Here is a 20,774-nt window from a genome sequence, read left to right on the forward strand (position 1 = left end):
GCGTTTTTTGTTTTTATCCCGCTTAATGTTATTACCTCTAGAGAGGCGAAATATCGTGTTTCTTAAACAAGACTAAGCAGGGAAGTGCTTAGGGTTAACAAATGGGATCAGCGCTAGTATTAAAGCCTGGCTATATACAGAACTGCGAGATAGTTGGTTATGTGTTAATAAGCCAATCGCACCGCCTTTTTGCTTTATGTTGTCGGTGCCGAATACTTCATCCATCACATCACCTAGCTCATTCGCATGCTGGAGTTTATCAAGCACAACGGGTGGTAGCATCAAGCTTGCTGACCGAGATTCTCCGCGCTGACCGTTTGCTTCAACGACCATCCAAGCAAATGTAACCTTTCCTTCTATTCCTGACTCTAATCCAACATAAAAATCCGCATCAGGTTGAGCTTGAGTTGCGTTGTGAACGCGATTTACCGCACCTTGATAGGTTTCGTCGTTGCTCATCGGTTGATCGGCGACACCGCTAGGGACGCTGATGCCTTTGAAATCCAATTCAGTATTAGGAAAAGCAGATAAGAATGCACTTTTAACGGCGTTAATTTTAGCTGGGTTCAGCGATGCGATGATTACAGATTTCATGTATTGGATTCTTTTTGTTATCGATTAAATTGAGTTGATGCTGTCGGTACCAATCACTCAGTTCTTCTAATGGCATAGGTTTACCGAAGTAATAGCCTTGTAGCATATCGCACTGTGCTTCTTGCAACCACTGATGCATGCTTTCAGTTTCGATGCCCTCGGCTGTGACCTTCTTACCCTGAGCATGACATAACCCGATAACCGGTTTTACTATGTTCTGATTATCGGTCTCAATTAAGGTGTCTAAAAAGGCTTTATCGAGCTTAATTTTTTGAGTTGGATACTGCACCAGTTGAGTGATGGAGGTGTAGCCAGATCCAAAGTCATCAATGGCTAATCGATAGCCCATATCAGAGAGTTCGTTAAGCAGCGGAAAACCTTCAGAGTTTGAATAAAAGGTTTCGGTAATTTCAAAATCAATCAAACTTGGCGGAATTCGATTTAAATCGGCGTGCTCTTTGATGAAGTCGGCAAGATCGGTCGTTTCAATCCCAGCAGAAGATAAGTTAATCGACAACTGAATTGCGTGATCAAACTGAGCCTGAAGTCGATGAAAAGAAGCAAATGCATTCTGAATGACCCACTGATCAACCTGATCGAATAATCCTGTTTGCTCGGCAATTGGAATGAATTCATCAGGTGGAACCAAGCCTAGTTGCTCCGAATTCCAACGTAATAACACCTCAACACCAATAACATGGGTTCCTGTTGAATCCATGTACGGCATATAAACGAGCCTAAATTCATCATCAAAGTTCTTGTCTCTGAGTGCGCGTTCAATGTTTGCTTGGCGTTGAATCGCTTTGTCTAAATCTCGTGAATAGTCAGCAAATTGGTTTTTACCTGCGCGTTTGGCTTGGTACATCGCGGTATCAGCGTTCGACAGTAGCTTTTCGATGGAGTGGCCATCATTGGGGTAGGTAGCAATACCAATACTGACCGTGATCGGAAAGCTCCCTGATTCTGTGATAAAACCTTTTTGTAGTGGCGTCAGTAAGCTATCAGAGAATCTATGCGCGATATTCCCTTGGCGAGTAGGCGCGTTAATGTACACAACGAACTCGTCTCCAGAAAGTCGGGCTGGCATACAATGAGCGTCAAACTCTGTTTTATAGTGGCTACAAATATCTGAAATACGCTGAGCAAAACTGACTAGAATGGAGTCGCCGATTTGATGTCCATATTTGTCGTTCACAAACTTGAAGTTATCTAGGTCAAAGTAGAGAACCCAGGTTTTGGTATTCGAGCTAGGCTTGGGTAATGATTGCTGAACGAAGGTTTGAAATTGATGCCTATTGGCTATTTGGGTTAATTGATCATTCTCGGCCAATAGCTTGGTCTGTTGGTAGGTGTTATCTAACTCTTGGTACATGTCATAAAAACGCTGTGATAGGCGGCCAAGCTCATCACGAGTGCCTAAGCGTTCGATGTTCTTACGTTGTTTTTTTTCGACTTGCTGCAGTTGTCGGTCGAGTCGTGTTATCGGGGATATCACACTACGAGACAAAAGCATGAGTAGCAGAGCAACCGTCACAAACGCGGATAGTGCAAAGGACAAACTCAGCTTATTCCAAATTGATTCGAGCTTGTTTTCCAATAGGAATGGCGCCGGGTCAACTGTGGCGTATAGTTCTGGCGCAAGCTTGACTGAGTGGGTGACATCATTTCCCAGAGAAACCGCTATAGATGTGAAGAATAAGCTGGTTTGGTAGTCGAACTCTATCTGTTTTCTCAGCGCATTAAATTTATCGAGAGAGACTGACACAACAACAAAGAACACATCGTCGGGGTGATTGTTTGCGGTTGGGAAAATCGTTTTTTTGTCTACCTTTTCGTAGTGAACCAACATCCCTTCACCTTGAGAGTTTTGAATATAGTTGGTACTTGATGCTGCTAAGGTGTCTTGATAGTACTGATCCACAAAATCCAATATTTTGCTGTCAATCTGAGTGCGTGAGTCGATGTTATTATCGGCGTAATAACTCAACTTTCGCTGACTATTGAGAAGCGCTAACCCGGTATAGCTTTCATCGTCATCTTGCAAGAAGTGTATGGCTTCTCGAAGGTTACTAACCAGTTCAAGATCGCGAGATAGGTTTTGTTCAGTGAGAAAGTAACGCTTCACCATGTCACTTTGGGTCAAGGTGTAAGAGTAGCTATTTAGGAACGAGCGAGACTGTCGAAAATATCCTGCCAACTTTTCCATGTTTAGCTGAAGTGCGTTGTCTTCGCGTTTGATAAAACTGCTTTTCTGCGTTGAATAAATAATATAGCTAGAAGCTGCGGTACTGATCAGTATCACAGGGGTTATCAGTAGTAAGATTTTAGTACTTAGCTTCATAGTTAATGACAACACTATTTATAATTTAAGCGCGTAAGTTTATGTTACTTAATACTTACTCGCTATTAATTACACGTAGTTCGATGATTTCCTGTGAAGGGGGTAAGGTTTTGTCTTTATTGATAAAAAAGCCACTAATGAGTTTTTTGTTAAGAAGGTGTTGAATGGTGTGGGTTAGAAGGCATGTACAGCCAGTGAAATAATCGAGTCATGTCTTAGGAATACGTAGTGTGAGTATTCCACTAGCCGCAGGTTTTAGCATTTGGCCTACTGTAGGCCAAATACTTATAGCAGATTTAAACTTATGCCAGCTTTAACGTTTGTTCGTTAAAAATTTATGTTTGTTAAGAGCTTATGTTCGTTGAAAGCTATGACAACTTAACCTGCGTCGCTTTGATGTTTTCACTTGGATAACAACCCAACACTTTAAGGTGACGAGTAATGGCAGTTAGTTCTGTTATCGCTTGCTGCATATTATCTGCATCCAAGTGTGCTTCTAAATCAACGTAGAACATCTCTTCCCATGGGTTACCCATGATAGGACGAGATTCCAGCTTAGTCATGTTGATACCCAAGCGTTGTAGGATTAGTAGAGTTTCTACCAAAGAACCCGCCTCTTGAGAAGTCGACATGATCAGTGTCGTTTTAGCTGGGATTTGAGTTGATACTTCTACCGGCTTACGCGCCACAACGATGAAACGAGTGTGGTTCTCAGTTTGGTTTGCAATGTTGCCTTGGATTGGCTGAAGCCCATAAAGCTTGCCGCTCGATGCATTGCCAATTGCTGCCACATCATCGCCCTCCAGATCTTTAACCTTCTTCATTGCGTCGGCCGTACTTGCGCAAGACTCAAGGCTAACACCTTTAAGACGACTCAAAAACTCACTGCACTGTTGGTGAGGTTGTGGGTGTGAATAGAGGGTTTTGATGTCTTCTAAACGAATATCATTTTTCGCAACCAAGCAGTGTTCAATTGGTTGAGACAGTTCACCAACGATATAAAGCGTTGTGTGTTGCAGTAGGTCGTAGACCTCGTTAATTGAACCTGAACTGGTGTTCTCAATCGGCAGCACACCGTAATCTGCATGACCAGATTCCACCGTCGATGCTACTTCTTTGAAGTGATTGCAGTTAAGCTCTATCAATTCCATATTCTTGCGGCTGAAATATTCACGGCTAGCAAGATGAGAATATGAACCTTTAGAACCTAAGAATGCAACTCGAGCCAGAGGTTTACGGCTTTGCGGGTTCGCTAGGTTTTGTAAGTATGACTGCTGTAGTAAAACCGAATCTTCGATGATGGTGTGAAACAGTTTAGTAATGTACTGCGCATCAAGCTCATATTTATCTTTGCCGTTGTTAATCAGCTTAACCAGAAGCTGCTGCTCACGAACGGCATCGCGTACAGGTTTTGATGTTTCTACCTTGCTTTTCGCAACTTCGATACTGAGTTTGCGACGTTCGGAAAGTAAACTCAGCAGTTCGTCATCTAAATCATTAAGACGAAGGCGGATATCATCCAGTGAAATTGAACGGTCAGTCATAAATGTGTCCTTATAAAAAAGCCTCCCTAGTGTGGGAGGCTTCTTGTTCGTTTTTGACTTGTTTTTCTAAAACGACTCAGCCTCCGATTTACGGAAGAAAAAAGAAGTCAAAAATAAACAAAGATTGAGTGTGCATAAAAAGTGATTGTTTTATGAATGTTTAAACACAATAAGCAAGCGAGCTACGAGCGTCAAGCAAAAAAATAGCGCCCTGAGGCGCTATTTTTTAATCTGTTCTCTTTCCTTATTCTACTTCAGCTTCTAGCTCTTCGATTTCAGGCTTTTCAGCGCGGCGCGCTTCAGGTTTATGGCGTAGCTTGTTGAGTTGACGCTCTAGTTTTTGTTCTACTTCGTTGATAGCTACGTAGAGGTCGTCATGGATTGATGAAGCAACAAGTTGGCCTTTTGGTACGGTTAGAACCGCTTCAAATTTTTTCTTCTTGTTTGGTTCTTCGCTAAAGCTCGCTTGGCAGCCAATGATGTCTACTTGCCATTTATCCAGCTTTTTAAATTTGCTTTCTATGTGATCACGGATTGCAGAGGTAATGTCGATGTTTTTACCAGTGATGTTCATTTTCATAGAAGTTTTCCTCTGTTGTATCCCTCATGGGTTAACTTCAGATTACGACTTTCAGGAATAAAGAATGTGATCTAGATCTTGTTTTGGTTGGGTGGGATAAGCATTAAAATCAAATGTGATCTCACGCAAGTCTTAGTATCTTTTTGGCGAAAAATGCTTGTTATCTCTATGAAAAACGATAACTTGGAGGCAAGGCTTCGCTAAAAATTAAACCAGTTTTTAGGGGCGCCTTACAGCTTATTGAAAGTGTTTGATTGAAATTTACTCAATAGTGTTTTGTGATGTAGATCTCGTGATATATATCACTATGTAAGCTTTCTCTGAATTTGATAAGCAAAAGCCGCATAAGTTTTCTTATGCGGCTTTTGTGTTTTTAATTTTCCTTAGCACCTTAGCACCTTAGCACCTTAGCACCTTAGCACCTTAGTTCCCCTGGCTCTTAGGGTTTAAGACAAACTAATCGTTGGTTTTTAGTAGTCTCGCTGTCCCATTTTCTCGGATAGCATTGATAGCTTGTAACTGCTTATAGATTACAAAGTAACGGTTGATGTTGGCGACATAGGTCACCGGTTCTTTGCTCACGTATTTACGAGTGATGATTTCTACGTTTTTAAACCAGATGTTTGGGTTGTAACCTTTCTGCTTGGCAATGCGCCTCATCTTTCTGATCTTAGCAGGACCAGCGTTGTAAGAAGCCAAAGTGAAGTAGATTTGATTATCTGGCGTAATGGCAGGGTCGTCAAAATACCTGTCCTTAATGAAACGCATGTATTTCACGCCCGCATGGATGTTGTTATCCACCTTATGTATGTTTTTGATGTTGACGTTTTTGTCTTTGGCGGTACTTGGCAACACCTGCATCACACCAATAGCTCCACGGTGAGAAACCCGGCTTTGATCCAGTCCTGACTCTTGGAAACCTTGTGCAGACATCATCAAAGGGTCGAATTCGTATTTACTCGAATACTTTTCAAAAACATCTGACAGCTTAGCCACTCGGTCTATTTTATTTGGGTTGAGCGCTCTACCTAACCAGCGAGTGTTGTCGATGTATTTCTGATAGATAACATTTCCAAGTAGGGTACCTGTTCGTGCCGTCTTGACGTATTTGTTGATCTCTTTTTTTAGTTGAGGGCTATTTTTTCTTAATGCCCACGCTATTTGGCCATTTTCACGTAAGGGTAAATCGTGATGGACCTGAATGTTTTCCATTACGTCAGTCCATAACTTTGCTTTATGGTTATCTAGGATTGTGCCTTGTATATAGCCTTGGTTGACCAACTCTATCAGCTCGTAGTCTTGCAATGACTCCTCAATAAAGTGGACATGCAGCGGTGGTAAGTCTAATTCATTCAGTTCTTTATTGACTCTTTGTACACTCTCGAAGTAACTCGAACTTGCACGGATCCAAACCTCTTTACCGCTCAGTTGCTTGATTTCGGTGATAGGAGCTGAGTTCTTTCCTGTGATAATCAGTTCTTTTCCATCTTTAATCATTGGGTCGGAAAAATCGATGATTCGCAATCGCTTGTCGGTGATCGTCAGGTTCGCGACAGCGACGTCGCCATAACCAGATTCTAATGAGGGAAGTAGATCATCTCGCTGCACTGGGATAATTTGAACATTGAGGTAGGGATGCTTCTTACGAAGGCTCTTCTCAAAGTGGTAGAGCATTTCAGCCACGATGCCTTTTGGTTTGCCATCCTCGATATAATAAAAACCAAGATCAGCAGACACGAGCACTCTAACCGTCCCTTTGGCTTTGAGCTCATCTAAGTCACCCATGTAAGGCTTGTTGCTTAACGGGGACAGTTCTAATGCGTAGGATAATTGGCTAAATAGCGATATCCAGATAAATAATAACAACCTACTCACATCCACACTCCATGTTGATGTTTTGTTAAAAGTTATCTTTTGAAGATACCGTGTATTATGCGATTCATCAAGTTTACGAAATTAAGTTCAAAAAAAACGCGCTAATAAATTAGCGCGTTTTCGAATAAATATGACAACGTTGATTAAGGCAGTGGGTTTAACTCAATCAATTTTTCTGTTCTTGAAGCTGCGTCTTCTAAACCTAGTTGTTTATAAGCTTCTAACTGAATATCCAAAGACTTACGTGCAGCAATGGTGTCTGGGTAAGTCTTCTGCAGCTCTTGTGTTCGGTTTACAGCTGCAATCCAAGCTTCACGGCGTAGGTAGAAATCAGCGGTTGCTAAGTCATACTCTGCGAGGCGGTTCTTAAGTGCGAACATGCGTTTTTGCGCATCTTCCGCATAAGGGCTGCTAGGGAAGCGTTCCAGTAGTCGTTTGAAGTCAGCAAACGCGAGTTTCACTGGCTCTGGATCTCGGTCACTACGGTCGATATTAAAAATGTCGTGCATGAAGTTACGGTCTTGTGCCATGTGCGTTAGGCCGCGCATGTAAAGCACCCAGTCTTGTTTTTCATGAGTCGGGTTTAAGCGTAGGAATCGAGAAATGGTGGCAAGGCCTAACGCCAAGTCATCATTTTTGTAGTACGCATAAATCAGATCTAGCTGTACTTGTTCCGAATAGGCGCCGAATGGGTAACGAGAATCTAAAGCTTCTAGCTTTTCGATTGCAGAAAGCCAGCTACCGCTCTGCAGGGACTCTTGAGCGTCAGAGTAAAGAACCGATGGTGGTACATCCGGTACTATTTCTTCAGTACTTGAACAGCCAACTAAGAGTGATACGGCTAATAGACCCGATAAAGTAAGGTGTTTCATGTCAGGCGTCGATTCCTTGAATTAAATATTTCGTAAGCTTCCGTTACTTTCTAACCAGTAACAGATACAATGATGCAATTATTCTATTTTATCCATACTAATGGGTATTAGTCTCACGGTTTTTAAAAAAGTTCGATATGGCTCAGCAGATAACATTAACAGACACAGTAAAAAGCAGCCAGTTAGGTCAACGTTTAGACCAAGCTGTCGCTGAACTATTTACCGATTTTTCTCGCTCTCGTATTAAAGAGTGGCTTCTTGACGGCAAAATCCAAGTGGATGGCGAAGTTATCACTAAACCGCGCACCATAGTTTTGGGCGGTGAAGCGATCATCCTACAAGCGGAGCTTGCAGATGAAGAGCGCTGGGAAGCACAAGATATTCCGTTAAACATTGTCTATGAAGATGATGATTTATTGGTTATCAATAAGCCTCGCGATCTGGTTGTACACCCAGGTGCAGGTACGCCGGATGGAACCATACTAAACGCATTGCTTTTCCATTACCCTCAGATTGCAGAAGTACCTCGTGCGGGTATTGTGCACCGTCTTGATAAAGACACAACCGGTCTTATGGTTGTGGCTAAGACGGTTCCAGCTCAAACTCGCCTTGTACGTGCACTTGCTAAACGTCGTATTACTCGTGAATATGAAGCAATTGCTATTGGTAAAATGACCGCGGGTGGTGTGGTTGAGAAAGGCATTAGCCGTCATGCAACTAAACGTACTTTAATGGACGTGAATGAATTAGGTAAGCCTGCGGTAACTCACTACCGTGTTGCGGAGCATTTCCGCGAACATACTCGTATTCGTCTACGCCTAGAAACAGGTCGTACTCACCAAATCCGTGTTCACATGTCATACCTTCAGCATCCTCTATTAGGTGATATTGCATACGGTGGTCGTGCACGTATTCCAAAAGGTGCATCTGAAGAGCTGACGACAATGATTCGTTCTTTTGATCGCCAAGCGCTGCATGCTGTAATGCTTAAATTTGTTCACCCTATTACTGGCGAAGAAGTTGAGTTCCACGCACCTGTTCCAAATGACATGGTTGTGATGGCAGAAGCATTACGTGTTGATGCTCGCGAAAACATAGAAGACGACATTTAATCGTGTCAATGATCATCCCTGACTGGAACGCACCAAAAAACGTGAAAGCATTTGCTTCGACTCGTTTCGATGGTTGTTCTACAGGTGCTTATCAAGGGTTAAACCTCGGTATGCACGTTGGGGATGATACTTCGTTTGTTGAAAGCAATCGAATATGGCTAAAGCAACAATCTAAGATGCCCACAGCTCCAGTATGGCTAAATCAAACTCACTCAACGGATGTCGTTACGGTTTTAGAACCGGTGACGAATGTTCTTGATGCTGATGGTGCATTTACCTCTGCAAAAGGTGTCGTGTGTTCAGCGATGACGGCTGATTGCTTGCCAGTACTTCTTACCGATACCAAAGGCACTCAAGTCGCGGCTGTTCATGCGGGTTGGCGTGGTCTTGCTGGTGGCATTCTTGAAAATGCCGTCGCAAAGTTTTCAAATCTAGATTCAGATAATCAGATCATGGCTTGGCTTGGCCCAGCAATTGGCAAAGATGCATTTGAGGTTGGCAACGATGTGTTGGAAGCTTTTGTTCGTTTTGACACTCAAGCGAGATTAGCATTTCAAACCAAAGCTGAATCTGGCAAATGGCTGGCAAACATGTCTCAACTCGCGACTCAACGATTAATGAAAGTTGGCGTGACTTCAGTGACAGACTCGAATCTATGTACATACGCAGATTCAGATGCTTTCTATTCTTATCGCCGTGATGGCATTACTGGACGTCAGGCTACATTTATTTGGTTAGAGTAATCTCTGGCTAGCACAACCACTCATCCAGCTCATTTATATTTTCATATAAGCTCTATTCTTTACTCTTATCCCTTGAAAATCCGCGTTACCGTATCCATCTTCTAACCATAAGATAAACATATCTAAGAGTAGGAAGGTTGGCATGCGTCTCGATCGGTTCACTAGTAAATTCCAAATTGCGATATCTGATGCTCAGTCGCTCGCATTAGGTCGTGATCACCAATATATAGAACCTGTACACCTAATGGTGTCTTTGCTTAATCAAGATGGCAGTGCGATTCGTCCATTGCTTACTATGCTGAACATTGATGTTGTTCAATTGCGTTCTAAATTGAGCGAAATATTAGACCGAGTGCCAAAAGTAAGTGGTATTGGTGGTGATGTTCAGCTTTCGAATGCCATGGGAACGTTGTTCAACCTATGTGACAAGGTCGCGCAAAAGCGCCAAGACAGTTACATATCTTCAGAAGTATTCCTACTCGCTGCAATTGAAGACAAAGGTCCTTTAGGGAACTTACTTAAAGAGTTAGGCCTTACTGAGCAAAAACTATCTCAAGCTATCGAGCAAGTTCGTGGTGGTCAAAAAGTCGATGACCCGAATGCGGAAGATAGACGCCAAGCATTAGAGAAGTTCACCATTGATCTGACTGAAAGAGCAGAGCAAGGCAAACTAGATCCTGTGATTGGTCGAGACGATGAAATCCGTCGTACTATCCAAGTACTTCAACGCCGTACTAAGAATAACCCCGTTATTATTGGTGAACCTGGTGTCGGAAAAACGGCAATCGTTGAAGGTTTGGCGCAGCGCATTATCAATAATGAAGTACCGGAAGGCTTGAGAGGGCGACGAGTTCTTTCATTAGACATGGGCTCTTTGATTGCAGGTGCTAAATATCGTGGTGAATTTGAAGAGCGCTTGAAATCGGTTCTCAACGAATTATCGAAAGAAGAGGGCAACATTATTCTCTTCATCGATGAAATTCACACCATGGTAGGAGCAGGTAAAGGCGAAGGCTCTATGGACGCCGGTAATATGCTGAAACCAGCATTGGCTCGTGGTGAGCTGCATTGTGTAGGCGCAACGACACTCGATGAACATCGTCAGTATATAGAGAAAGATCCTGCATTAGAGCGTCGATTCCAAAAAGTGATAGTCGATGAGCCAACCGTTGAAGACACAGTTGCGATTCTTCGTGGTTTGAAAGAGCGCTATGAACTTCACCATCATGTAGAAATTACTGACCCAGCTATCGTAGCGGCGGCAACGTTATCTCATCGATACGTTTCAGATCGTCAGTTACCAGATAAGGCGATTGATCTCATTGATGAAGCGGCTTCGAGCATTCGTATGCAGATCGATTCAAAACCTGAGTCGCTAGATAAGCTCGAGCGTAAAATCATTCAATTGAAGATCGAACAGCAAGCTCTCACTAATGAAAATGATGAAGCCAGTGAAAAGAGGCTTCGCACGCTGCAAAGTGAACTTTCTGAGAAGGAGCGGGATTTTGCAGAGCTTGAAGAAGTTTGGAACGCTGAAAAAGCGGCGCTTTCCGGGACGCAACATATCAAATCAGAGTTAGAACAAGCTCGTATGGATATGGACTTTGCAAGGCGTGCTGGCGATCTTAACCGAATGTCTGAATTGCAATATGGTCGAATCCCAGAGTTAGAGAAGCAGTTAGACCTCGCGACTCAAGCTGAAATGCAAGAAATGACCTTATTACGTAATAAGGTAACTGACGCTGAAATTGCCGATGTTCTTTCAAAGCAAACCGGCATTCCGGTTTCTAAAATGCTAGAGGCAGAAAAAGAGAAGCTTCTGAAAATGGAAGGTGTTCTGCATAAGCGGGTTATTGGGCAAGCCGAAGCGGTAGAAGTGGTATCGAATGCGATTCGTCGTAGTCGTGCTGGTTTATCCGATCCAAATAAGCCGATTGGTTCTTTCTTATTTCTTGGTCCAACGGGCGTAGGTAAAACCGAACTGTGTAAAACATTGGCTAACTTCATGTTTGATAGTGACGATGCCATGGTTCGTATCGATATGTCTGAGTTTATGGAGAAACACTCAGTGGCTCGTTTGGTTGGTGCTCCTCCAGGTTACGTTGGGTATGAAGAAGGTGGTTACTTAACTGAAGCTGTTCGTCGAAAACCTTATTCTGTGATTCTGCTTGATGAGGTAGAGAAAGCGCACCCTGATGTTTTCAATATTCTATTGCAGGTTTTAGATGATGGACGATTAACCGATGGACAAGGTCGCACGGTCGATTTCAGAAATACCGTAGTGATCATGACATCTAATCTTGGCTCTTCGAGAATTCAAGAAAACTTCAATACGCTCGATTACCAAGGAATAAAGAATGAAGTGATGGAAGTGGTAGGTAAGCATTTCCGCCCTGAGTTTTTGAACCGTGTTGATGAAAGTGTCGTGTTCCATCCATTAGGCCAAGCTCACATCGAGTCAATAGCCGCTATTCAGCTTGAGCATTTGAAGAAACGAATGGAAGACAACGGCTATGAGCTTGAAGTTTCGGACAAAGCACTGAAGTTGATCTCTCAAGTCGGTTTTGATCCTGTCTATGGTGCGAGGCCTCTTAAAAGAGCAATTCAGCAGAGTGTTGAGAACCCATTAGCGAAAGCGATACTTGCAGGGAAAATCAATCCGGATAAGAAAGTGCAGCTATTAGTGAATAACGACCGAATTATTGCTCACCAATAATCAAGGTAAGAACGATAGGTACGATTAGTCGAAATTAAGACGTAATCGTACCTATTTTGAACGCTTTGTGTAAATAGTGTCCGAACGATCGCCTGCTGCGGTCTTTTTTCGTTTTTGGCCTTGTGCAAAGGGGGATTCTCTCTATAATGCGCCTCCGTTGCCAGGGATAACTAAGCGGTTTGAACTAAGTAACGAGACGACATTAAGCATTTAAGATGCTTTGAAAAATTAGCTGGAAAAAGTGTTTGACACTGGAATCCAATTCGCTAGAATGGCCGTCCACTTAGAGAGGCTCCTTACTAAAAGGAACGCTCAATAAGTAAAGCTCTTTAACAATTTAAACCTATCAATCTGTGTGGGCACTCGTTGATGAATATCAAAACGTTTTATCTTCCCTTTTTATTAAGAGAAGTAAAACAGATTCCTCGGAATCAACTTTGGTTTCAATGAACTGAGTGACCAATACGAATAACTACTTTCTCTTGTAGAAAGAAAGTATTTGGCACAGTCAATTCATTACCATTCTGTTCCTATTTATTTAAGAAGAGAGGGGTAATAGCTTTAGAATTACATGTTCTTTGTTTATTTTCGAATAGGCGAATGAATATTAGTTTTGAAGTCAGTATTCATTGAGCCGACAAAATCTTAAATTGAAGAGTTTGATCATGGCTCAGATTGAACGCTGGCGGCAGGCCTAACACATGCAAGTCGAGCGGAAACGACACTAACAATCCTTCGGGTGCGTTAATGGGCGTCGAGCGGCGGACGGGTGAGTAATGCCTAGGAAATTGCCTTGATGTGGGGGATAACCATTGGAAACGATGGCTAATACCGCATAATGCCTACGGGCCAAAGAGGGGGACCTTCGGGCCTCTCGCGTCAAGATATGCCTAGGTGGGATTAGCTAGTTGGTGAGGTAATGGCTCACCAAGGCGACGATCCCTAGCTGGTCTGAGAGGATGATCAGCCACACTGGAACTGAGACACGGTCCAGACTCCTACGGGAGGCAGCAGTGGGGAATATTGCACAATGGGCGAAAGCCTGATGCAGCCATGCCGCGTGTATGAAGAAGGCCTTCGGGTTGTAAAGTACTTTCAGTTGTGAGGAAGGGTGTGTAGTTAATAGCTGCGCATCTTGACGTTAGCAACAGAAGAAGCACCGGCTAACTCCGTGCCAGCAGCCGCGGTAATACGGAGGGTGCGAGCGTTAATCGGAATTACTGGGCGTAAAGCGCATGCAGGTGGTTCATTAAGTCAGATGTGAAAGCCCGGGGCTCAACCTCGGAACTGCATTTGAAACTGGTGAACTAGAGTGCTGTAGAGGGGGGTAGAATTTCAGGTGTAGCGGTGAAATGCGTAGAGATCTGAAGGAATACCAGTGGCGAAGGCGGCCCCCTGGACAGACACTGACACTCAGATGCGAAAGCGTGGGGAGCAAACAGGATTAGATACCCTGGTAGTCCACGCCGTAAACGATGTCTACTTGGAGGTTGTGGCCTTGAGCCGTGGCTTTCGGAGCTAACGCGTTAAGTAGACCGCCTGGGGAGTACGGTCGCAAGATTAAAACTCAAATGAATTGACGGGGGCCCGCACAAGCGGTGGAGCATGTGGTTTAATTCGATGCAACGCGAAGAACCTTACCTACTCTTGACATCCAGAGAAGCCAGCGGAGACGCAGGTGTGCCTTCGGGAACTCTGAGACAGGTGCTGCATGGCTGTCGTCAGCTCGTGTTGTGAAATGTTGGGTTAAGTCCCGCAACGAGCGCAACCCTTATCCTTGTTTGCCAGCGAGTAATGTCGGGAACTCCAGGGAGACTGCCGGTGATAAACCGGAGGAAGGTGGGGACGACGTCAAGTCATCATGGCCCTTACGAGTAGGGCTACACACGTGCTACAATGGCGCATACAGAGGGCAGCAAGCTAGCGATAGTGAGCGAATCCCAAAAAGTGCGTCGTAGTCCGGATTGGAGTCTGCAACTCGACTCCATGAAGTCGGAATCGCTAGTAATCGTGAATCAGAATGTCACGGTGAATACGTTCCCGGGCCTTGTACACACCGCCCGTCACACCATGGGAGTGGGCTGCAAAAGAAGTGGGTAGTTTAACCTTTCGGGGAGGACGCTCACCACTTTGTGGTTCATGACTGGGGTGAAGTCGTAACAAGGTAGCCCTAGGGGAACCTGGGGCTGGATCACCTCCTTATACGAAGATACCACGATGAGTGTCCACACAGATTGATTAGGTTTAGAAAGTTTAAGAGTAGAAATACTTTTCCAGATGGGGCTATAGCTCAGCTGGGAGAGCGCCTCGCTGGCAGCGAGGAGGTCTGCGGTTCGATCCCGCATAGCTCCACCATCTTTAAGTGTTTTTCTTTGAAAATATTTAAAAATGGTTCATTAGTTTGAATCAAGCTCTTTAACAATTTGGAAAGCTGACTGATTAGCTTAATTATTTTTACTTTTTAAAAAGTAAAACAAAACGGCCAAGGCTGTGATTAAGTTAATCAAATTTAAAAGTTCTCAATGTTTATCTTTCATTAGATAAACACAACAAACACATTCAAGTGTCTTGTATTCGAATCAAATTTATTTGATTCACAATTGAGTCCGGCAAACAGTTATCAAGAATTAACCCTTCTTGATGACAACCAAAAACCTTGGTTAGTTGCCATACGCTTATTTGTCTTCACTTTTTAAAGTGAAAGCAAATAGAAACCCTTTCGGGTTGTATGGTTAAGTGACTAAGCGTACACGGTGGATGCCTTGGCAGTCAGAGGCGATGAAAGGCGTAATAACTTGCGATAAGCCCAGATTAGGTAGTAATAACCTTTTGAGTCTGGGATTCCTGAATGGGGAAACCCACTTGCATAAGCAAGTATCCTGTTGTGAATACATAGCAACAGGAGGCAAACCGGGGGAACTGAAACATCTAAGTACCCCGAGGAAGAGAAATCAACCGAGATTCCGAAAGTAGCGGCGAGCGAAATTGGATTAGCCCTTAAGCTTTTAATGAGACAGACGAAGGCTCTGGAAAGTGCCGCAGTAAAGGGTGATAGCCCCGTAGTCGACATCTCATAATCAGTGAAAACGAGTAGGGCGGGACACGTGATATCCTGTCTGAATATGGGGGGACCATCCTCCAAGGCTAAATACTACTGACTGACCGATAGTGAACCAGTACCGTGAGGGAAAGGCGAAAAGAACCCCTGTGAGGGGAGTGAAATAGAACCTGAAACCGTGTACGTACAAGCAGTAGGAGCACCTTCGTGGTGTGACTGCGTACCTTTTGTATAATGGGTCAGCGACTTAATTTTAGTAGCAAGGTTAACCGTTTAGGGGAGCCGTAGGGAAACCGAGTCTTAACTGGGCGTACAGTTGCTAGGATTAGACCCGAAACCAGGTGATCTAGCCATGGGCAGGTTGAAGGTTGAGTAACATCAACTGGAGGACCGAACCGACTAATGTTGAAAAATTAGCGGATGACTTGTGGCTAGGGGTGAAAGGCCAATCAAACCTGGAGATAGCTGGTTCTCCCCGAAAGCTATTTAGGTAGCGCCTCGGACGAATACTACTGGGGGTAGAGCACTGTTAAGGCTAGGGGGTCATCCCGACTTACCAACCCTTTGCAAACTCCGAATACCAGTAAGTACTATCCGGGAGACACACGGCGGGTGCTAACGTCCGTCGTGGAGAGGGAAACAACCCAGACCGCCAGCTAAGGTCCCAAAGTATAGCTAAGTGGGAAACGATGTGGGAAGGCTCAGACAGCCAGGATGTTGGCTTAGAAGCAGCCATCATTTAAAGAAAGCGTAATAGCTCACTGGTCGAGTCGGCCTGCGCGGAAGATGTAACGGGGCTAAGCTATACACCGAAGCTGCGGCTACGTACCTTAGGGTATGTGGGGTAGGGGAGCGTTCTGTAAGCCGTTGAAGGTGTGCTGTAAGGCATGCTGGAGGTATCAGAAGTGCGAATGCTGACATGAGTAACGATAAAGGGAGTGAAAAACTCCCTCGCCGGAAGACCAAGGGTTCCTGTCCAACGTTAATCGGGGCAGGGTAAGTCGACTCCTAAGGCGAGGCCGAAAGGCGTAGTCGATGGGAAACGGGTTAATATTCCCGTACTTCTTACAATTGCGATGGGGGGACGGAGAAGGCTAGGTGGGCCTGGCGACGGTTGTCCAGGTTCAAGTACGTAGGCGGAAAGTTTAGGTAAATCCGGACTTTCTTAACGCTGAGATACGATGTCGAGCTACTACGGTAGTGAAGTCATTGATGCCATGCTTCCAGGAAAAGCCTCTAAGCTTCAGATTGTAAGGAATCGTACCCCAAACCGACACAGGTGGTCGGGTAGAGAATACCAAGGCGCTTGAGAGAACTCGGGTGAAGGAACTAGGCAAAATGGTACCGTAACTTCGGGAGAAGGTACGCTCTTATCAGTGAAGTCCCTTGCGGATGGAGCAGACGAGAGTCGCAGATACCAGGTGGCTGCAACTGTTTATTAAAAACACAGCACTGTGCAAAATCGTAAGATGACGTATACGGTGTGACGCCTGCCCGGTGCCGGAAGGTTAATTGATGGGGTTAGACTTCGGTCGAAGCTCTTGATCGAAGCCCCGGTAAACGGCGGCCGTAACTATAACGGTCCTAAGGTAGCGAAATTCCTTGTCGGGTAAGTTCCGACCTGCACGAATGGCGTAATGATGGCCACGCTGTCTCCACCCGAGACTCAGTGAAATTGAAATCGCTGTGAAGATGCAGTGTACCCGCGGCTAGACGGAAAGACCCCGTGAACCTTTACTACAGCTTGGCACTGAACATTGAACCTACATGTGTAGGATAGGTGGGAGACTATGAAATTGCGTCGCTAGATGTGATGGAGTCGTCCTTGAAATACCACCCTTGTAGTTTTGATGTTCTAACGTTGGTCCCTGAATCGGGATTACGGACAGTGCCTGGTGGGTAGTTTGACTGGGGCGGTCTCCTCCCAAAGAGTAACGGAGGAGCACGAAGGTGGGCTAAACACGGTTGGACATCGTGTGGTTAGTGCAATGGCATAAGCCCGCTTGACTGCGAGAATGACAATTCGAGCAGGTGCGAAAGCAGGTCATAGTGATCCGGTGGTTCTGAATGGAAGGGCCATCGCTCAACGGATAAAAGGTACTCCGGGGATAACAGGCTGATACCGCCCAAGAGTTCATATCGACGGCGGTGTTTGGCACCTCGATGTCGGCTCATCACATCCTGGGGCTGAAGTCGGTCCCAAGGGTATGGCTGTTCGCCATTTAAAGTGGTACGCGAGCTGGGTTTAGAACGTCGTGAGACAGTTCGGTCCCTATCTGCCGTGGGCGTTGGAAAATTGAAAGGGGCTGCTCCTAGTACGAGAGGACCGGAGTGGACGAACCTCTGGTGTTCGGGTTGTCATGCCAATGGCATTGCCCGGTAGCTAAGTTCGGAATCGATAACCGCTGAAAGCATCTAAGCGGGAAGCGAGCCTTGAGATGAGTTTTCCCTGGCACTATAAGTGTCCTAAAGGGTTGTCGTAGACTACGACGTTGATAGGCAGGGTGTGTAAGTGCTGCGAGGCATTGAGCTAACCTGTACTAATTGCCCGTGAGGCTTAACCATACAACACCCAAGGGGTTTTGTGGACTCAGAAGTACCAGACCTTGAATGCGTTTGAAGAGAAATAACTTTTAGATAAGCTTTCCGAATTTTAAAATTTGCTTGGCGACCATAGCATTGTGGACCCACCTGATTCCATGCCGAACTCAGAAGTGAAACACAATAGCGCCGATGGTAGTGTGGGGTTTCCCCATGTGAGAGTAGGACATCGCCAGGCTTTAAATTAAATCTTTAGGTTGACCGACCTGGAGATATGGACGCTCACTTAGTGAGTTGACCACTGCGGAGTGGTAGTTCAGTTGGTTAGAATACCGGCCTGTCACGCCGGGGGTCGCGGGTTCGAGTCCCGTCCACTCCGCCACTTATTCAGAGGTTCAGCTCTTTAAAACTGAAATAGGGGTGTAGCTCCAATTGGCAGAGCAGCGGATTCCAAATCCGCGTGTTGGGAGTTCGAATCTCTCCACCCCTGCCATATTTAAGGCTCTAGCAGAAATGCTAGAGCCTTTTTGTTTTCTGAATCTAATATACGCAATTAGCAAAGCAGCGGATTCCCCGACTTACCAAAACAGCGCGTGTTGGGAGTTCGAATCTCTCCACCCCTGCCATATTTAAGGCTCTAGCAGAAATGCTAGAGCCTTTTTGCTTTCTGAATCTAATATACGCAATCAGCAAAGCAGCGGATTCCCCGACTTACCAAAACAGCGCGTGTTGGGAGTTCGAATCTCTCCACCCCTGCCATATTTAAGGCTCTAGCAGAAATGCTAGGGCCTTTTTGCTTTCTGAATCTAACATACGCCATTAGCAGAGCAGCTGATTCTCCTACTTACCAAAACAGCGCGTGTTGGGAGTTCGAACCTCTCCACCCCTGCCATATTTAAGGCTCTAGACTGCGCGCCCCGGCAGAAATGCTCGAGCCTTTTTGCTTTCTATGATTTGGACATTACCCCCTCTCCAAATAAAAATCCCTCTTTATCTTCAAAATATCATCCTCGATATGCACCTATTTCCTAATGACGACTAGTATGAAAATAGAGATCATTTATTTGGAATTGTTATGAGGTTATTTTGTACATCAGCTCTTATCTTTTGTTCGTTTTACGTATCGGCAACCTCATGGGAAAAAGAAAAGAGCCCGACAAGACACTCAACCTCATCAATCGGAAGTTATGCCAATGGCTGTCTAGACGGTGCGCAGGCTTTGCCAATTGACGGTCAAGGTTACCAAGTAATTCGTCCTCAGAGAGAGCGCTACTATGGACATACAGAGGCCATTCAGTTTATTGAAAGGCTAGGTGTGACCACGAGCGAACAGCTCAACACTAATTTATTGGTTGGTGATATTTCTCTACCTCGAGGAGGGCGCTTTTCGTCTGGTCATTCAAGTCACCAGACTGGCTTGGATATTGATATATGGTTAAGGCTCACTGATAAGAGGCTGTCCGAAAATGAACTCGCTGTTCCTAAGCCAATCAGCGTTGTCGATCTTACCAACTACAAATTGCGCAAATCGAATTGGACTGATGATCATTTCCAAGTCATTCGCTATGCCGCCAAAGATGAAAAAGTGGTGCGTATTTTTGTCCATCCAGTGATTAAACAAGCTCTTTGTGAACAAGAAGATCCTGATGCCAATGATAGAACCTGGTTAGGCAAAATCAGACCTTGGTGGGGGCATCATTCCCATTTTCATGTTCGCTTAAAATGCCCTAAAGGCAGTTATAACTGTATCGCTCAAGCAAACCCGCCAAAAGGTGATGGTTGTGGAGATGAACTTGCAAGTTGGGCTCCGCAGACCATTCCAGTTCCTCCACCTAAAAAAGTGGCTAACAGTAAGAAAAAAAAGAAAGTTAAAGTGATGCCTAGCCAGTGTTTGGCTTTGATATCGAATAATTAATCGAGTTTATCGAGGCTTTTTACAGTGGTAATGCCACTGGTTTTCTCGACTTTAAAACTGGAGAAATGTCACACTTTTGTCTAGAGTTTATAAACACGTAATTAAGAACATCGTTTGATATTAAAAAAACAACAACGACAACAGTAGGAACAATGGCGAATTTGATAACGTTTGGTCAGGGATGGAGAGTTTTGGGGTGAAAGATACGGCTTATGTGCAGTTGTGAAATCAGAGTCTGATACCCGTCGATAGATAATTCAAGGATAAGACTATGACTATGATTTGTGCAAAGGAATTTTCAGAATGGTTACGACATAGGTTCAGTACGGAAAACTCAGGTATTTCTATCTCAAGAGATGATATTAATCAACTGACCGGTAGACAACGATTAGACCCTAGTTTCGTCAATGATGTGCACTATGAATTAATGCAGTATGGAATGGCATTTGTAACAGACACCAGTAGGGAAAATTTTTATCTTGTTCCTATAGCGCAAGCGATAAATTGGCGAGAGCGACTCGAATATCAATTTGAAAAAGAGCTCTTCTGCAATATTTATCCAATTGGTAAATCGGGATAAAAAAAAGGTTCAACTTATGGTTAAGTTGAACCTTTTCTTTTTTAGGTCAAGCCTTGAATGATAACAAACTTCTCTAGTAGCTCATCGTCAGTTTCAATATGGTTTGGGTCAGTGATTATGCACTTTGTAATAGGGCACACTGACTGACATGTTGGCTTCTCATAGTGACCTTTACACTCAGTACATAAATCAGGATCGATTTCGAAGATACTGTCACCCATCGTGATTGCGCCATTTGGGCATTCTGGGTCACACATATCGCAGTTTATGCACTTGTCAGTTATTAACAGAGCCATTACTTTC

The 20,774-nt window shown here is 44.4% G+C and carries 12 protein-coding genes, 3 tRNA genes, 3 rRNA genes and 1 other annotated feature; of the genes, 11 read left to right on the forward strand and 7 right to left on the reverse strand.

The window, feature by feature from the left end; translation table 11 throughout:
- Positions 1–72: 72 nt before the first annotated feature.
- The 6 genes from yjjX to AC3CH4_RS02610 form a co-directional block, all read right to left on the reverse strand.
- Positions 73–594 (reverse strand): inosine/xanthosine triphosphatase, encoded by a 522-nt coding sequence (gene yjjX, locus AC3CH4_RS02585; RefSeq protein WP_488543252.1) that lies wholly within the window; start codon positions 592–594, stop codon positions 73–75.
- Positions 557–2,935: a putative bifunctional diguanylate cyclase/phosphodiesterase gene (locus AC3CH4_RS02590; RefSeq protein ID WP_488543253.1), complete on the reverse strand. Its 2,379-nt coding sequence runs from the start codon at positions 2,933–2,935 to the stop codon at positions 557–559. The genes yjjX and AC3CH4_RS02590 overlap by 38 nt, the downstream gene beginning before the upstream one ends.
- Before the next feature lie 368 nt (positions 2,936–3,303).
- Positions 3,304–4,479, reverse strand: coding sequence for a prephenate dehydratase (gene pheA, locus AC3CH4_RS02595; protein WP_004735035.1), 1,176 nt, complete (start codon positions 4,477–4,479; stop codon positions 3,304–3,306).
- Positions 4,480–4,491: 12 nt separating this feature from the next.
- Positions 4,492–4,613, reverse strand: a sequence feature (Phe leader region).
- Positions 4,614–4,723: 110 nt separating this feature from the next.
- Positions 4,724–5,059, reverse strand: coding sequence for a ribosome hibernation-promoting factor, HPF/YfiA family (gene hpf, locus AC3CH4_RS02600; protein ID WP_004735034.1), 336 nt, complete (start codon positions 5,057–5,059; stop codon positions 4,724–4,726).
- A 456-nt stretch (positions 5,060–5,515) separates the two neighbouring features.
- Entirely contained in the window at positions 5,516–6,940 is a 1,425-nt protein-coding gene (locus tag AC3CH4_RS02605) for an MltF family protein (protein ID WP_488543254.1), read from the reverse strand.
- Positions 6,941–7,077: 137 nt separating this feature from the next.
- The gene (locus AC3CH4_RS02610) at positions 7,078–7,806 is read right to left on the reverse strand and encodes an outer membrane protein assembly factor BamD (RefSeq protein WP_004735032.1); all 729 of its coding nucleotides are present in this window, start codon (positions 7,804–7,806) and stop codon (positions 7,078–7,080) included.
- Positions 7,807–7,943: 137 nt separating this feature from the next.
- On the opposite strand from AC3CH4_RS02610, the gene rluD reads away from it, so the two are divergent.
- The 11 genes from rluD to AC3CH4_RS02665 all read left to right on the forward strand — a co-directional run bounded on the left by rluD (position 7,944) and on the right by AC3CH4_RS02665 (position 20,471).
- On the forward strand, positions 7,944–8,918 hold the full coding sequence (gene rluD / locus AC3CH4_RS02615) for a 23S rRNA pseudouridine(1911/1915/1917) synthase RluD (RefSeq protein ID WP_054548366.1): 975 nt from the start codon (positions 7,944–7,946) through the stop codon (positions 8,916–8,918).
- Positions 8,919–8,926: 8 nt separating this feature from the next.
- Positions 8,927–9,661 (forward strand): peptidoglycan editing factor PgeF, encoded by a 735-nt coding sequence (gene pgeF, locus AC3CH4_RS02620; RefSeq protein ID WP_054548365.1) that lies wholly within the window; start codon positions 8,927–8,929, stop codon positions 9,659–9,661.
- Positions 9,662–9,803: 142 nt separating this feature from the next.
- The gene (clpB, locus tag AC3CH4_RS02625; protein ID WP_017077748.1) at positions 9,804–12,377 is read left to right on the forward strand and encodes an ATP-dependent chaperone ClpB; all 2,574 of its coding nucleotides are present in this window, start codon (positions 9,804–9,806) and stop codon (positions 12,375–12,377) included.
- Between the two features lie 647 nt (positions 12,378–13,024).
- Positions 13,025–14,579, forward strand: a 16S ribosomal RNA gene (locus AC3CH4_RS02630).
- Between the two features lie 77 nt (positions 14,580–14,656).
- Positions 14,657–14,732 (forward strand) — tRNA-Ala (locus AC3CH4_RS02635).
- Between the two features lie 375 nt (positions 14,733–15,107).
- Positions 15,108–18,000, forward strand: a 23S ribosomal RNA gene (locus tag AC3CH4_RS02640).
- A gap of 98 nt (positions 18,001–18,098) precedes the next feature.
- Positions 18,099–18,214 (forward strand): 5S ribosomal RNA (gene rrf, locus AC3CH4_RS02645).
- The 16S, 23S and 5S rRNA genes sit together here with 3 tRNA genes alongside, the layout of an rRNA operon.
- 67 nt (positions 18,215–18,281) lie before the next feature.
- Positions 18,282–18,358: transfer RNA gene (locus tag AC3CH4_RS02650), tRNA-Asp, on the forward strand.
- Between the two features lie 34 nt (positions 18,359–18,392).
- Positions 18,393–18,469 (forward strand) — tRNA-Trp (locus tag AC3CH4_RS02655).
- A 582-nt stretch (positions 18,470–19,051) separates the two neighbouring features.
- Positions 19,052–19,891: a penicillin-insensitive murein endopeptidase gene (gene mepA, locus AC3CH4_RS02660; protein WP_171317038.1), complete on the forward strand. Its 840-nt coding sequence runs from the start codon at positions 19,052–19,054 to the stop codon at positions 19,889–19,891.
- Positions 19,892–20,162: 271 nt separating this feature from the next.
- Positions 20,163–20,471 carry a hypothetical protein gene (locus AC3CH4_RS02665; RefSeq protein WP_054548116.1) on the forward strand — a complete coding sequence of 103 codons (309 nt, stop codon included), beginning with the start codon at positions 20,163–20,165 and terminating at the stop codon, positions 20,469–20,471.
- 41 nt (positions 20,472–20,512) lie between these two features.
- Here the strand turns inward: AC3CH4_RS02665 and AC3CH4_RS02670 are convergent, their stop codons facing one another.
- Positions 20,513–20,767, reverse strand: a complete 255-nt coding sequence (locus AC3CH4_RS02670; RefSeq protein WP_004735061.1) for a YfhL family 4Fe-4S dicluster ferredoxin — start codon at positions 20,765–20,767, stop codon at positions 20,513–20,515.
- Between the last annotated feature and the right edge of the window lie 7 nt (positions 20,768–20,774).

It is taken from the genome of Vibrio sp. QJM3NY_26 (assembly GCF_057786005.1).

Excerpts from the sequence above, each read along its gene's own strand:
- mepA (WP_171317038.1), top strand. The coding sequence starts at position 19,052 with ATGAGGTTATTTTGTACATCAGCTCTTATCTTTTGTTCGTTTTACGTA.
- AC3CH4_RS02665 (WP_054548116.1), top strand. The coding sequence starts at position 20,163 with ATGACTATGATTTGTGCAAAGGAATTTTCAGAATGGTTACGACATAGG.
- hpf (WP_004735034.1), bottom strand. The coding sequence starts at position 5,059 with ATGAAAATGAACATCACTGGTAAAAACATCGACATTACCTCTGCAATC.
- AC3CH4_RS02590 (WP_488543253.1), bottom strand. The coding sequence starts at position 2,935 with ATGAAGCTAAGTACTAAAATCTTACTACTGATAACCCCTGTGATACTG.
- yjjX (WP_488543252.1), bottom strand. The coding sequence starts at position 594 with ATGAAATCTGTAATCATCGCATCGCTGAACCCAGCTAAAATTAACGCC.
- rluD (WP_054548366.1), top strand. The coding sequence starts at position 7,944 with ATGGCTCAGCAGATAACATTAACAGACACAGTAAAAAGCAGCCAGTTA.
- pgeF (WP_054548365.1), top strand. The coding sequence starts at position 8,927 with ATGATCATCCCTGACTGGAACGCACCAAAAAACGTGAAAGCATTTGCT.
- AC3CH4_RS02610 (WP_004735032.1), bottom strand. The coding sequence starts at position 7,806 with ATGAAACACCTTACTTTATCGGGTCTATTAGCCGTATCACTCTTAGTT.
- AC3CH4_RS02670 (WP_004735061.1), bottom strand. The coding sequence starts at position 20,767 with ATGGCTCTGTTAATAACTGACAAGTGCATAAACTGCGATATGTGTGAC.
- clpB (WP_017077748.1), top strand. The coding sequence starts at position 9,804 with ATGCGTCTCGATCGGTTCACTAGTAAATTCCAAATTGCGATATCTGAT.
- pheA (WP_004735035.1), bottom strand. The coding sequence starts at position 4,479 with ATGACTGACCGTTCAATTTCACTGGATGATATCCGCCTTCGTCTTAAT.